Origin of the sequence: Tomitella gaofuii (genome assembly GCF_014126825.1) — a bacterium.
Classification (GTDB): Bacteria; Actinomycetota; Actinomycetes; order Mycobacteriales; family Mycobacteriaceae; genus Tomitella; species Tomitella gaofuii.
The window spans coordinates 897,242-911,012 of sequence record NZ_CP059900.1; the positions used below are offsets into that span (position 1 = coordinate 897,242).

Below are 13,771 nucleotides of genomic sequence, written 5' to 3' on the forward strand. Positions count from 1 at the left end.
GGCGCGGCGGAGTTTCGCCCCGACGCCTGCGCGGGCGGCCGACCCTTCGACGCTACAGGCGCGCGGCCGCCGCGGTTGAGCCACCCGGGTCGAATCGGACGCGGCGCGCCGACTTAAATGGGGCTGTGACTTTCGATGCACGGCAGACCCCGCTCCTGGACCCCGTCAACGCCGCGCTGGGCGTACGGCTACGGGAGCAGGGCCAGGGCGGGCTGGTGTACGAGCAGGCGCTGGGGGCGCGCTTCCACGACCACCGGGGGCTGTCCACGCTCGGCTCGGTGGGGGTGCTGTTGGACACCGCGGTCGCCGGCACGGTGTACGCGGCGCTGCCGTCCGGCAAGCGGTCCGTCGCCGCGTCGCTCACCGTCTCGTCGGCAGGCCCCGTCCCCGCTGCGGGGACGGTCGCCGTCTACGGACGCATCGAGAATCTGGACACCGACGCGGGGATCGGCGTGGCCTCCGGCTCGCTGCGCGACGAGGACGGGACGGTGTGCGCGATCGTCAGCGCGCGCGGGGTCGTGGTGGATCGGAACTTCGACCACGGGGCGGAGTCCGGCGCGCCCGAGCTGCCGCCCGTCACCGAGCCGGCGTCGGGGGAGGATCTGCGCGGTCGGCTGGGGCTCGACGTGGTGCAGGGCATCGCGCTGGGCGAGATCCCCCGCGGGGCGATGGCGGAGCTCATGGGGCTCGAGGTGCGGATCGTCGAGACCGGGACCATCACCGCCGTCCTCGCTCCGCAGGAGTGGATGGCCAACAGTATGGGCACCCTCCAGGGTGGGATCCTGTTGGCGGCGGCGGACCTGATCTGCGGGCTCGCCGCCGAGACCGCGACGGACCCGGGCGAGGCGTACCGCGTGCTGGACCTGCGCACCGACTTCGTGCGCTCGCCGGCGGTCACCGGCCCCGACATCCGGCTCGAGGCCAATGTGGTGCGCGTGGGGCGCCGGATCGAGCTGGTGGAGGCACGCATCGCCACCGACGACGGACGGCTGCTGACGCGCGCCTCCGCATCGGTGCTGCGCATGTGATCGCCGTGCGTTCCTGACTTCCGTGCGGAGGCGCCGGCGCCGCGGGTCAGGCGGTGGGCGCCAGGTCCGCGACGGGCGCGTCCGGATCGATGACCACGCCGGCGCCGCGCAGCGCGCCGTCGAGGACCTGCCAGATGGCGACGCGCAGGAAGTCCCCGAGCCGGTCGATGGTGAGCGGGGACGCGGGATTGCCCAGCCACCGGTTGACGGCCGAGTCCACCAGACCGGTCACGCCGAAGGCGAGCGTCTCGGCGATGTCGGCGGGCTTGCCCAGCGCTGCGAGCACCTCGGCGATCAGGTCCGACAGGCGCACGGCGATGGCCGTCTTGGTCCCGGTCACCACGCGTGATCCCACCGTGCGGTGCGACGCCGACCCGACTCCGAGGAATTGGTGCAGCCGGGGCGATTCGACGATCCAGCGCATGTATGCGGAGACGGCGTCGTCGATGGCCTCCCGGACGGTGCCCTGCGGGGTCAGCGTGGGCGAGATCGTCTCGAGCAGCATTCCGATGATGCGCTCACGGATCTGCTCGTCGAGGTCCCCGCGGCCGGAGAAGTGCCGGTAGACGACGGAACGGGGGATTCCGGCGCGCCGCGCGATGGCCTGCACGCCCACGTCGTCGGCGGATTCGCTGATGACCTCCACCGCCGCGGCGAGGATGCGTTCGCGCCGTTCCGCTTTGTGGCCGGCCCATCGGGTGGAGCGCCCGTCGGCCTGCCCGGCGCCGGTGCTGGGTTCTGCCGTCATGCGCGGTTCGTCACTCCTGGGGTCGTCGGGCACGTGATCACAGTACCCATCCGATGATTGACGCGACACCATGTCTCACTTATGTTGGTGAGACGTGGCGTCGCACACACTCTCCGGGGCGCCGAGACTACCGAGGGGACGGTGACGATGGGACCGGATATGCGGAATCCACGCGGACGGCGGGTGTTCGTGGTGGGCGTCGGGATGACGGACTTCGTCAAACCCGGGGCGCGCGAATGGGACTACCCGGACATGGCGCGCGAGGCGGGGACGGCGGCGCTCGCCGACGCGGGCATCGAGTACGGGGAGGTCGAGCAAGCTTACGTCGGCTACGTCTACGGCGAGTCGACGTCCGGGCAGCGCGCGGTCTACGAACTGGGCCTCACGGGGATCCCGGTCGTCAACGTGAACAACAACTGCTCCACCGGATCCACCGCGCTGTACCTGGCGGCGCAGTCCGTGGCGGGCGGGCTGGCGGACTGCACCCTGGCGCTGGGTTTCGAGAAGATGCAGAAGGGCTCGCTCGGCGCCACCTACGACGACCGTGAGCAGCCGATGATGCGGCACCTGCTGGCCACGGCGGAGCTGCAGGAGTTCGCCATGCCGCCCGCCCCCTACATGTTCGGGGCGGCCGGGGTCGAGCACGCCGAACGTTACGGCACCACCGCCGAACAGTTCGCCAAGATCGCGGTGAAGAACCACCGGCACTCCAAGAACAACCCGCACGCCCAGTTCCGCGACGAGTACTCGCTGGAGGAGATCCTAGGGTCGCGCCCCATCCACGGGCCCCTCACCAAGCTGCAATGCTCGCCCACCTCGGACGGATCCGGCGCGGTCGTCATCGCCTCGGAGGACTTCGTCGACCGGCACGGGCTCGCCGGGCAGGCCGTCGAGATCGCGGGGATGTCCATGGTCACCGACCTGCCGAGCACGTTCGAGGACAAATCGGTGATCAGTCTCGTCGGCGCCGACATGACCCGCACGGCCGCGCAGCGGGTGTACGAGCAGGCGCAGATCGGCCCCGACGACGTCGACGTGATCGAACTGCACGACTGCTTCTCCACCAACGAACTGCTCACCTACGAGGCGCTGGGGCTGTGCGGCCCGGGCGAAGGCGGAGCGCTCGTCGACGCGGACGACACCACCTACGGCGGCCGCTGGGTGGTCAACCCGTCCGGCGGGCTCATCTCCAAGGGGCACCCGCTGGGCGCGACCGGCCTGGCCCAGTGCAGCGAACTGACCTGGCAGCTGCGCGGGTCCGCGGACGCGCGTCAGGTCGCCTCGGCGGCGGCGCCGTCCGGGGTGGCGTTGCAGCACAACATCGGCCTCGGCGGCGCGGTCGTCGTCGCCGCATACCGGCCCGCCGAGCGCTGACGGCGCGCGGCGCACCGCGCCGGAATCAGCAGCACACCGAAGAGCAGCACACCGGAAACAGCACGCACAGCGAAGGAGCTTCACCAATGGCATCGGTATCCGTCTCCGCCACCCTGTCCACCGCACCGGAGAAGACCTGGGACGCGCTCTCGGACCTGTCCAGGTGGGAGGAGTGGCTGACCATCCACCAGTCCTGGAAGAGCGAGCTGCCCACCGAGGTGGCGGTGGGCGCGCAGTTCACCGAGGTCGTCTCGGTGATGGGCATGGCAAACAAGATCGAGTGGACCGTCACCGAGGTGACCGTCCCGCAGTCCGTCACCATCGAGGGCACCGGCATGGCCGGGGTGAAGGTGCAGTTCACGCTGCAGGTCCAACCGGACGGCGACGGTTCCCGCGCCGTGATCGACGCGTCGTTCACCGGCACCATGATCGTCGGGCCCATCGGCAAGTCGGTGGCGAAGAACGCCAAGGGCGACCTCGAGGCGTCGCTGGCGCGTTTCGCCGAGATCTTCGGCTGAGGCGGGGCAGTGACCTCATCGGACACGCGGGCGGCGCGCCCTTCCGAACCGGTGGCGTTCGACGGCGCAGGGCTGGGGGTGTGGACGGACCCGGAACGCTTCGAGGTGACGGCCGAGCGCATCGCCGAGTACGCCGCCGCCACCAACGATCCCATCGAATCGCACCGGGCGGGCCGCGTCGCCCCGCCGGTGTTCGCAGTGGTGCCGGTGTTCCTGTCGATGGCGCCGGCCGCGCTGTCGGTGGCGCCGCCGGAGCTGCTGATGAAGCTGGTCCACGGAGAGCAGGACTTCCGGTTCCACCGGCCCATCGTTCCCGGTGACACGCTCGTCGCGCGGGCCCGCCCCGTCGGCTACGCGGGCAGGGGCAGCGGCTCCAGCGTGGTCGTGCACGCCGAGACGCGCACCGAGGCAGGTGAACTGGTGGGCGAGCAGTGGCTCACGGCGTTTTTCCGCGGCGTCGACGCGGGGCCGGGGGAGGGGGAACAGGCCCCGCCGCACCCGCTCGACCCGGCGCTGCGCGCCGCCGCGCCGGCGGCGGAGGTGCGCCAGCACATCGACGAGGACCAGACGTTCCGGTATTCCCCGGCCTCGGGCGACCCCATGCCGATCCACCTCGACGACGAGATCGCGCAGATGGCGGGCCTTCCGGGAATCATCAATCACGGCCTGTGCACGATGGCGTTCACCTCGTGGGCCGCGCTCACCGAGCTCGCCGGCGCGGACACGGCGCGGTTGCGACGGCTGGCCGTGCGGTTCGCGCGCCCGGTGCTTCCCGGGCAGACCATCGACACCCGGTTCTGGCGTGCCGCACCGGGCTTCGCGGGCGCCGGCGAGACCGCCTATTCGTACGAGACCGTCGTCCCGGGCGGTGCGGGCGCGCCCGAGGCGACGGTCATCACCGACGGGCTCGCCGTCATCGCCGACGCCTGACCGGCGGGCCCGATCAGGGCGGGCGCCGCCATCCACCACGACATCGCAAGGGAGAGTTGCACATGGGAATCCTGGACGGACGCGTAGCGGTCATCACCGGCGCGGGGCGCGGCATCGGCCGCGAACACGCGCTGCTGTTCGCCCGTGAGGGGGCGCGGGTCGTCGTCAACGACGTCGGCGGCGCCAACGACGGCTCGGGGGCCGACGAGGGGCCGGCCCAGCAGGTGGTCGACGAGATCCGCGCCGCGGGCGGAGAGGCCGTGGCGAACACCGGCAGCGTTGCCTCGTGGGCCGACGCGGCTGCCGCCGTCGACCAGGCGGTCGACGAGTTCGGCCGGCTTGACATCCTCGTCAACAACGCGGGCATCCTGCGCGACGCGTTCATCGCGGGCATGGACGAAAACCAGTGGGACGCGGTGCTGGCCGTGCACCTCAAGGGGCACGCGGGCATGCTGCACCACGCGGCCGCGTACTGGAAGGCACAGACCAAGGCGGGCGAGCCGGTGGACGCGGCGGTCGTCAACACCGCCTCCGCCTCGGGGACGTTCATGCCGAACGCGGGTCAGGCCAACTACGGCGCCGCCAAGGCCGGCATCGCCGCACTCACACTGGTGGCGGCCGACGAGCTGGACCGCTATGGGGTGCGCGTCAACGCCATCGCGCCCATTGCGCGCACGCGGCTGACACTGGCGACGCCGGGCATGGGCGCGTTGTTCGCCCAGGAGGTGCCCGCCGGGGAGTTCGACGCGTTCAGCCCCGCGAACATCTCCCCCGTCGTCGCGCACCTGGCGTCGCAGAAGTGCTCGCTCACCGGCAAGGTGTTCGCGGTGCAGGGCGGTGCTATCTCGGAGCTCGCGGGGTGGCACGACGTCTCTACCATCGAGGCGGACGGCCCGTGGGAGCTCGACGACCTCGCGGCAAGGCTCGGGTGAGCGCCATGGCCGCCGAACGCCGCCGCGCCGCATACGAGCTGGGGCTGGGTCTCGTCGAGGAGCACACGGCCCTCGCGGAATCGGTGCGCGCCTTCGCCGAGCGCACGATCACCGCCGACGGGGTGCGGGCGGCGCTCGAGGCGCCCGAGGAGGAGAAGTTCCCGTGGTACTGGCCGGACCTGTCCGCGCAGGACCTGTTGGGATTGCACGTTCCCGAGGAACAGGGAGGTTCCGGGGGCGGGCTGCTCACCGCCGCGGTGGCGCTCGAGGCCCTCGGACGCACCGTCGCGCCGGGACCGTACGTCCCCACGGTGCTCGCGTCGGCGGTACTCGCCGCAGCGGACGACAAGGCGGGGATCGACCTGCTGCCGGGCCTGATCTCCGGCGAGCGCACGGGCGCGGTCGCGCTGGGTCCCGCCGTCGCGGGGGCCGCGGGGATCACGGGCCGACGCGACGCGGACGGACTTGTGCTCGACGGTGTCCTCGACGCGGTGCTGGGCGCCGCGGCGGCCGACATGGTGGTCGTGCCCGTGACGATGGTCGGCGAGGCCAGGGGTGACGGGGCCGGCGGGGCCACGGAAACGGTGTGGGTCGCGGTCGACGGCCCGCAGCTGCGGCGCACCGAGCAGGACGGGGTGGACCTGCTGCGCCGGTCTGCGCGCGTCGAGGCGACCGGGCTCCGGGTGCCGGAATCCCGGGTGCTGGCGGCGCTGGATCCCGACCGTGTGCGTGCCCTGGCGACGGTCCTGCTCGGGGCCGAGGCGCTGGGCGTGCTGTCCTGGTGCGTGTCCACGGCGGCGGAGTATGCGAAGACGCGCGAGCAGTTCGGGCGCCCCATCGGCAGGTTCCAGGCGGTCAAGCACACCTGTGCACGGATGGGCATCGCGCTGGAGAAGGCGCGGGCGACGCTGTGGGACGCCGCCCGCGCGCTGGACGGGGACGACGCCGACGCGGTGCTCGCCGCAGACATCGCCGCCACCGTGGTGCCCGATGCGGCGGTGGAAGTGGCGCAGCAATGCATCCAGGTGCACGGGGGCATCGGCTTCACCTGGGAGCACGACGCACACCTGTACTACCGCCGGGCACTGGCGATCCGCGCCGTCCTGGGCACCCGGGAGGAGCGCGCAGGCCGGGTGGCGGCGGCCGCGCTCGCCGGCATCCGCCGCGAGTGCACGCTGGAGCTTCCGGAGGAGGCCGATGCGCTGCGCGCGCCCATCGCGGATGCATTGCGCGGCATCGCCGCGATCGACGACGAGGACGAACAGCTCGTCGCGCTCGGCGACGGAGGCTGGGTGCAGCCGCACCTGCCGCGGCCGTACGGGCGCGGGGCGGGCCCCCTCGAACAGATCGTCATCTCCGAGGAGATCGGCACGGCGGACATCGCCATGCCGCAGCTGCTCATGGGCGGCTGGGCAGTCCAGGCGATCGTCGCGCACGGCACCGAACGGCAGAAGCGCGAACTCGTCGTCCCCACGCTGCGCGGGGAGGTGGTGTGGTGCCAGCTTTTCAGCGAGCCGGGTGCCGGTTCCGACCTGGCGTCCCTGACCACCCGGGCCGTGCGCGTCGACGGCGGCTGGGAGATCACCGGCCAGAAGATCTGGACCACCGTCGCCCAGTTCGCGCAGTGGGCCATGCTCATCGCCCGGACGGACCCGGAGGCGCCCAAGCACGAGGGCATCACCTACTTCGTGCTCGACATGTCCACGCCCGGTGTCACGGTGCGGCCGCTGCGAGAGATGACCGGTTCGGCGCTGTTCAACGAAGTGTTCCTGGACCGCGTGTTCATTCCGGACTCGGACGTGGTGGGGGAGGTGGACGACGGCTGGCACGTCGCACGCACGACCCTCGCCGGCGAGCGCGTGGCGTTGAGCCAGAAGATGGAGGCCTACGCCACCGACGCCGACCTGCTGGCCTTCGCACGCGGCCGCACGCTCACCCCGGTGGGCCGCCACGAGCTCGGCGAGCTCGTGGCGGAGAGTCAGGCGGTGGACCTGCTCGGCGTGCGCACGGTCCTGGGGCAGCTCTCGGGCACGGACGTGAGCACCACGTCGAGCGTGGGCAAGCTGCTGGCGATGGGGCTCGGCCAGTCGATCGCCGAGTATGTGGTGGCGCAGCTCGGCCCGGCGGGCGCGGTGGCGGTGCCGGGTATGCCCAGCGACAAGGCGATCGAACAGCTCATCGCCGGGCGGGCCACCACCATCTACGGCGGCACCACGGAGGTGCAGCTCAATGTGATCGCCGAGCGGATGCTGGGCCTCCCGCGGGACTGACCGCCCCGCCGCGCGACACGATCGCGCGGCGGGATCTCCCGGCAAGGCGACGGACTGCGGCGCCGTCGGCGATCATGGGTGCATCGGTCCGAGACAGGAGGCGGGATGCGCGACATGGACGCTGGGGCAGGGTCTGATTCCGGAGGGCCGGCGGACCCGGTCGGCGACCTGGACTGGGACGGGGAGCACGGCGCGTTCTGGGTGCGCGAGCAGGAGCACCAGGATGCGGTGTTGCAGCCGTTCGTCGCGCCCCTGCTCGACGCGGCCGTGGTCGGTTCGGGCACCGCGGTGCTCGACGTGGGATGCGGCTGCGGGGCCACCACGCGGGCGGCCGCCATGCGCGGGGCGGCTCCCGTGGTGGGGCTCGACCTGTCCTCGGCGATGCTCGCCCGGGCGAGGGAACTCGCTGTGGCGCAGGGGGTCGAGGGCGTGGACTTCGTGCAGGGCGACGCACAGGAGCACCCCTTCGCGCCGGCGACGTTCGACGCCGTGATCAGCCGCTTCGGCGTCATGTTCTTCGACGACCCGCCCACAGCGTTCCGCGGGTTCGCGCGCGCCCTGCGCCCGGGCGGCAGCCTGGCCTTCGTGTGCTGGCAGTCGGCCCGCCGCAACCCGCACATCTCGCTGCCGATGCGCGCCATCGTCACCGCGTTCCCCGATGCGCTGCCCCGGGACACGCCCCAGCCGCCGTTCAGCATGGCCGAACCCGACGAGGTCCGGGATCTGCTCGCCGGCGCCGGATTCGGCGACGTCGAGTGTGCGCCGATCGAGCAGCGACTGCGCGTCGGCGACGACGTCGACCAGGTGCTGGCGCACTATCTGGCCGGGCCGATGGCCCGTCGGCTGCTCGAGCGGCAGCCGGCCGAGGAGATCGAGGAGGTGACCGCGCGCATCCGCGCGCAGTTGGCCGAGCACGCCGGCGCCGACGGCGTCCACCTGGGGTCGGCCGCGTGGCTGGTGACCGCCCGCGCCCGTTGAAGTGCGCCGCCGCCGTGCCCGCGTCCGCTACCGTAGCGGCTGTGAACGGGGACGATGCGGAGGGCGACGGCGGAGCCGAACCGCAAGATCGTGGGAGGCAACAGGATTCCGGTCGGCAGGAGGGACGCGGGGCCGCGGGAGACGGCCCCTTGCGCACCGGCGCGAACGCGGGTGCGGCCCTGGCGAGCGCGCTGCTCGGCGGGTTCGTGTTGGCGGGAGCCGAGTTTCCGCACGCGCCGAGACGGGTGAACTTCGCTTTCGTCGAGTCCGGCGCCCCCGGTGCCGACGGCGGAATCGTCCGCGCACCCTGGGAATGGCTGCAGCACCTGGCACCCGGAATCGGAGTCCTCGTCGCAGTGGGCGCCTGCGCGCTGCTCGAACTCGGGGAACGGCGATCCGCCGGCGGCGGCCCGGGCGGCGTGCGCACCAGGCCGGTGCCGCGTCGCGTCAGATCCTGGTCGGTGGCGCTGGGCGGCGTCGTGCTGCTCTCGGTGCTGCTCGCGGCCGACCGCGGTGTGGTGACGTCCGGCGTGGACGCGGCGACGGCGGTGGGTCTCGCGGTGGGCGCAGGTGTGCTGCTCGGGGCGGCGGGGCAGGCCTCGAGCGGACGGCGGTGGGCGCTGCCCGTGTTCCTCGGCGGCGCCGCAGTGGCATGCGTGCTCGCCCGGCCCGCTGCGGTGACCTGGGCTATGAACACCTTCAGCGGCGGGTCGTCCGCGTTCCTGGTCGACGGTGCTGCGGCGGAATCCGGTTCATGGTGGTGGCCGCTGGCCGTCGCCGGGGTCGTGATCGTCGTCGCGGCGCTGGCAGAAGCCCTGCCGCCGATGCGCCGGTCCGGCTCCGGCGACGACACCACGGCGTCCCCGCAGAGGAGGCCCTCGGGCGCCGACCGCGGAGCGGCGATCCGCGCCGGTGCGCTGACGCTGGCGGTGGCGGGCGGATTCGGCCTCCACCTGTTCGCCCGGTCGTCGGACGGGTGGGGAGCGATGGCGTCGGCGCTCGCGTTGACCGTGGTGCTGTTCGGGCTGTGCGGTCTGCTGCTGGGCGGTGACGGCGTGATCCTGCCGGCGGCGCTGGCGACGACGACGGCGGCGGCGCCGCTCGCGGCGGAAGCGACCGGCACGATGGTCCTGGGGATGCCGGTGATCGTCGCGTTCGTCGTCCTCGGTGTCGCGGCCGCGGTGGCGGGGGTGCGGTGGCCGTCGGCGGGGCTCGGCTTCGCGGTGCTGTCGGTGGCGGGCGTCCTCGGCGTCGTGACGTTCGGCGATGCGCAGACGCTCGTCGTGTTCCGGCTGCTCGTTGCGGCGGTCGGCGGCGCGTACCTGCTGTCGTCGTGTGTCGTGCAGCTGCCGGCGGGATCCGGTTCCGTGGAATCGCCGGTCCCCTGGGCGGGTGGATGCGCCGGGGTCCGGTGCCGCGCGCAGCATGCGGTGCCGGCCGCGGCGTTGCTGTTCGCGACGTCCGCTCCGGCGGCGCTCGCCGAGAAGGTGTCGGCGCGGTTGCGTGCGCTGCCCGGCGACGTCCTCGCAGGGGCCGGAGCGGAAGGGGCGTCGCCGGGGGTCGGAGTGGCGATGGTGCTCACCGTGGCCGGCTGCGCCGTCGCCTACGCGCTGATCACGCTCCGCACTGCGCGCCCGGCACTGTGGGGCACGTCATAGGACGGGTGTATAGTTAGCGGCGATTCGGAGCCGAACGAAGGTGAGGCGAGCAGTGGCTGCACGAGACCTGGCTGCACGAGACCTGGCGGCGCGCATGCGTGGCCGGGCGCCGCATGCCCGCGCGGCGGCCGGCCACGGCGGGCGCCTCGCGGCGGTGGGTGCGGCCCTCGCCGCGGTCGGCGCGCTCACGTTGGCGCCCACTGTGTCGGCCGCGCCGGCCCCGGCCCCGGCCGCCGCGCATGCCGAGGCGCTCGCACCGCTCGCGCCGGGCACGCTGTTGTCGGACCCCGTCGCGATCGACCCGTCCGCAGCGGACGGTGCGCTGTGGATCCCGGGCACCGCGCAGGCCTGGAAGGTCGAATACCGCACCACGACGTCCGGTGAGGAGCCCGCGGCGAGCACCGGCACGGTATACGTGCCGCAGGGGCAGGCGCCGGAGGGCGGCTGGCCGGTGATCTCGTGGGCGCACGGCACCACCGGGCTCGGCGACGCGTGCGCGCCGTCGGACACCGGGTGGTCGCAGCGCGATCTCGACTACCTCGCGCACTGGATGGGCCAGGGGTACGCGGTGGTCGCCACCGATTACGCGGGCCTCGGCACACCCGGCGGAATGCCCTACCTGGACGGCAAGGTCGAGGCGCACAACGTCGTCGACATGGTCAAGGCCGGGCGGAACGTGGCCGGGGCGGACCTGTCCCGCGAATGGGTGGTCATCGGCCAGTCGCAGGGCGGCGGCGCGGCCATCACGACGGCGCGCTACGCCGACGAGTACGGCGGACCGGACCTCGACTACCGGGGCGCGGTGGGCACCGGGGTGCCGGCGTACATCGAGAACATCGTCGCGATCGCGGGCCCCGGCATGCCGCCGATCGCCCTGCCGAAGGGCATGACCGCCTACGGCCTCTACATCCTCGCGGGCCTCGACACCGCGCACCCCGAGCTGGGCATCCCGTCCGTGCTCACCGACCAGGGCCGCGTGCTGCTCGGCCAGGCGAAGGCGCAGTGCCTCGGCGACTTCGAACAGACCGCGGCGGGGACCGTCCTGGGGTCGCTGTTCACCGCGCCGCTGTCGTCGCTGCCGGACTTCCACCGGGTGCTGTTCGACTACATGAAGATGCCGGAGGACGGCTTCGGTCAGCCGTTCTTCATCGGGCAGGGGCTCAAGGACACCGACATCATCATGCCGTCGACGCTGATCTACGCCGAGACGCTGCGGCGCAACGGCCAGCCGCTCACCTTCCGCGCGTATCCCACCGACCACAGCGGCACCATGGCGGCGTCGCTGCCGGACAGCACGCCGTTCGTGCGGGCGCTGTTCGACGGGAACCCGCCCGCGCCGTCGTTCGGCTCCGCGGAGTAGATCGTGGCAGTCTGGGTGGCGAGCACGGTCACAGCAGCCGCACAGACGGGAACAGCCACATGAGCGCGGACGGCACCTATCCTGCGTACGTCGTCGAGGAGAAGGGCGAGCCCGCACGGCTGAGGCGGCTGACCGACGCGGACCTGCCGGACGGCGACGTGACGGTGGACGTCACGCACTCGTCGCTCAACTTCAAGGACGGCCTCGCGGTGACCGGCAAGGGCCCCATCGCGCGCAGGTTGCCGATGGTGTGCGGGATCGACCTGGCGGGCAGGGTGTCCGCCTCGGAGTCGCCGCGCTGGAAGCCGGGCGATGAGGTGGTGCTCACCGGGTGGGGGCTGTCCGAGACGCACCCCGGCGGGTACACCGCGCGCCAGCGGGTCCGCGGAGAGTGGCTGGTGGCCCTGCCGGAGGCGCTCACCGCCGAGCAGTCGATGGCGGTCGGGACGGCGGGGCTGACCGCCATGCTGTGCGTGCTCGCACTCGAAGAGTCCGGCATGACTCCGCAGCAAGGGCCGGTGCTGGTCACCGGCGCGTCGGGCGGCGTGGGCAGCGTGGCCGTCGCGGTGCTCGCGACGCTCGGCTACGAGGTGGTCGCCGCGACCGGCCGCCCCGAGTCGCACGGATATCTCACCGCGCTGGGGGCGTCGTCGTTCGTCGACCGCGCCGAGCTGTCCGAGCCGGGGCGCCCATTGCAGAAGGAACGGTGGGCGCACGCGGTGGACACGGTGGGCAGCACCACGCTGGTGTCGGTGCTCGCGCAGACCGCCTACCGGGGCTCCGTCGCCGCGTGCGGGCTCGCCGGCGGCAACGACCTGCCCGCCACGGTGCTGCCGTTCATCCTGCGCGGAGTGTCCCTGCTGGGCGTGGACTCGGTGCAGTGCCCCACGCACGTGCGCACCGAGGCATGGGCCCGGCTGGGTGCGGACCTCCCGCAGGGGCTGCTGGCGAGCCTCACCACCGTGCGCGGGTTCGCGGACATCCCGCAGCTCGCCGAGGACATCCTGGCGGGCCGGACGCGGGGACGCGTGGTCATCGACATCCACGGGTGACGGTCTGCGGCCGGGTTCTCAGCGCCGCCGCAGTGCGGCCACCACCGTCTTGGGGGCCGGGTTGACGTGCGCGGCCCCGTCGATCACCACGGTGGGGACGGTCTCGTTGCCGTCCGCGACGGACCGGACGAACGCGGCGGCCCGGGCGTCCTCCCAGATGTTGATCATCGTGGGGCGCAGCCGCCGGGCCCACAGGATCGCCCGCAGGCGCTGACAGAACACGCAGCCGGGGCGCCAGTACACGGTGACTCGCGATGCGGCCGGCGCGGAGTCTTCGGTCATCGATGCAGTGCTCGCTTTCGTGCGTACGGGGCGCGTGGTCGGTGCGGCGCCGCGGACCGGCGCACCGGCGGCCGTGTCCTCAGCGCGCCACCGGGCGACGGCGGCGTCGACGGCGACCGGCGCGATCGGCAGCACCGGCGGTGACGGGGCGCGTATCCATTCCGCGATGCGGCGGTTGAGCTCGGCGACGTGGGAGCGCACCTGGGCCTCCGCGCCGGGTGTACGCGGGTCGATGTCCGCGAGCGTGCGGGGCAGACGGTCGATCTCCCGTCGGAGCTGCAGTGACATGGGCAGCAGTGCATCGGTGGAAAGGCCCTCCTCTTCGAGCTTGCGCCGCACCCATCCCATGTCGTCGTCCACCGGTGACGGGGGTATGGGCTTGCCGGTGCCGGGCAGGCCGTCGAGGTCGCCGCGCTCGGCCGCGACGCGGATCTGCCGTTCCACCCACGATTCGACGGTCATGCCCGCCGGCTTGCGCTCGGTCATCGGACCGGTCCTCCGATCGCCGTTCCGGGGCTGCCGCGCATCGCCCCTGCTGGTGCACGTTCCGCCCCTGCCTGGTGCACGTTCCGCCCTTGCCTGGTGCACATTGTCGGCGCGTGCGTGCGGCGCGGCAAGCGGGCGGCGGCAGCGGTGCGGAA

General features: G+C 72.9%; 12 protein-coding genes. 10 read left to right on the plus strand and 2 right to left on the minus strand.

All coding sequences use genetic code 11. From position 1 onward, the window contains the following. Window positions 1-125 precede the first annotated feature (125 nt). On the plus strand, window positions 126-1,028 hold the full coding sequence (locus H4F70_RS04185; protein WP_182349351.1) for a PaaI family thioesterase: 903 nt from the start codon (window positions 126-128) through the stop codon (window positions 1,026-1,028). A gap of 46 nt (window positions 1,029-1,074) precedes the next feature. On the opposite strand, the gene H4F70_RS04190 is transcribed toward H4F70_RS04185, so the two are convergent. Then, window positions 1,075-1,776 carry a TetR/AcrR family transcriptional regulator gene (locus H4F70_RS04190; RefSeq protein ID WP_182349350.1) on the minus strand — a complete coding sequence of 234 codons (702 nt, stop codon included), beginning with the start codon at window positions 1,774-1,776 and terminating at the stop codon, window positions 1,075-1,077. Between the two features lie 147 nt (window positions 1,777-1,923). On the opposite strand from H4F70_RS04190, the gene H4F70_RS04195 reads away from it, so the two are divergent. The 9 genes from H4F70_RS04195 to acuI all read left to right on the plus strand — a co-directional run bounded on the left by H4F70_RS04195 (window position 1,924) and on the right by acuI (window position 12,848). Next, window positions 1,924-3,150: a lipid-transfer protein gene (locus H4F70_RS04195; protein WP_235681489.1), complete on the plus strand. Its 1,227-nt coding sequence runs from the start codon at window positions 1,924-1,926 to the stop codon at window positions 3,148-3,150. An 86-nt stretch (window positions 3,151-3,236) separates the two neighbouring features. Next, entirely contained in the window at window positions 3,237-3,668 is a 432-nt protein-coding gene (locus tag H4F70_RS04200) for a type II toxin-antitoxin system Rv0910 family toxin (RefSeq protein WP_182359136.1), read from the plus strand. Window positions 3,669-3,677: 9 nt separating this feature from the next. After that, complete coding sequence (locus H4F70_RS04205; RefSeq protein WP_235681333.1) at window positions 3,678-4,598, plus strand: MaoC/PaaZ C-terminal domain-containing protein; 921 nt, start codon at window positions 3,678-3,680, stop codon at window positions 4,596-4,598. Window positions 4,599-4,660: 62 nt separating this feature from the next. Beyond that, window positions 4,661-5,530, plus strand: coding sequence for an SDR family oxidoreductase (locus H4F70_RS04210; protein ID WP_182359137.1), 870 nt, complete (start codon window positions 4,661-4,663; stop codon window positions 5,528-5,530). A gap of 5 nt (window positions 5,531-5,535) precedes the next feature. Continuing rightward, window positions 5,536-7,800, plus strand: a complete 2,265-nt coding sequence (locus H4F70_RS04215; RefSeq protein ID WP_182359138.1) for an acyl-CoA dehydrogenase family protein — start codon at window positions 5,536-5,538, stop codon at window positions 7,798-7,800. A gap of 105 nt (window positions 7,801-7,905) precedes the next feature. Next, a complete protein-coding gene (locus H4F70_RS04220; RefSeq protein ID WP_220471767.1) occupies window positions 7,906-8,778 on the plus strand; it encodes a class I SAM-dependent methyltransferase in 873 nt (290 codons plus the stop codon). 41 nt (window positions 8,779-8,819) lie between these two features. Next, window positions 8,820-10,436, plus strand: a complete 1,617-nt coding sequence (locus H4F70_RS04225) for a hypothetical protein (protein ID WP_182359139.1) — start codon at window positions 8,820-8,822, stop codon at window positions 10,434-10,436. Window positions 10,437-10,530: 94 nt separating this feature from the next. Then, entirely contained in the window at window positions 10,531-11,796 is a 1,266-nt protein-coding gene (locus H4F70_RS04230) for a lipase family protein (RefSeq protein WP_182360171.1), read from the plus strand. Between the two features lie 59 nt (window positions 11,797-11,855). After that, on the plus strand, window positions 11,856-12,848 hold the full coding sequence (gene acuI, locus H4F70_RS04235; protein WP_182359140.1) for an acrylyl-CoA reductase (NADPH): 993 nt from the start codon (window positions 11,856-11,858) through the stop codon (window positions 12,846-12,848). An 18-nt stretch (window positions 12,849-12,866) separates the two neighbouring features. Here acuI and H4F70_RS20340 read toward each other — a convergent pair whose 3' ends face one another. Then, complete coding sequence (locus H4F70_RS20340; protein WP_182359141.1) at window positions 12,867-13,616, minus strand: DnaJ family domain-containing protein; 750 nt, start codon at window positions 13,614-13,616, stop codon at window positions 12,867-12,869. Window positions 13,617-13,771 lie beyond the last annotated feature (155 nt).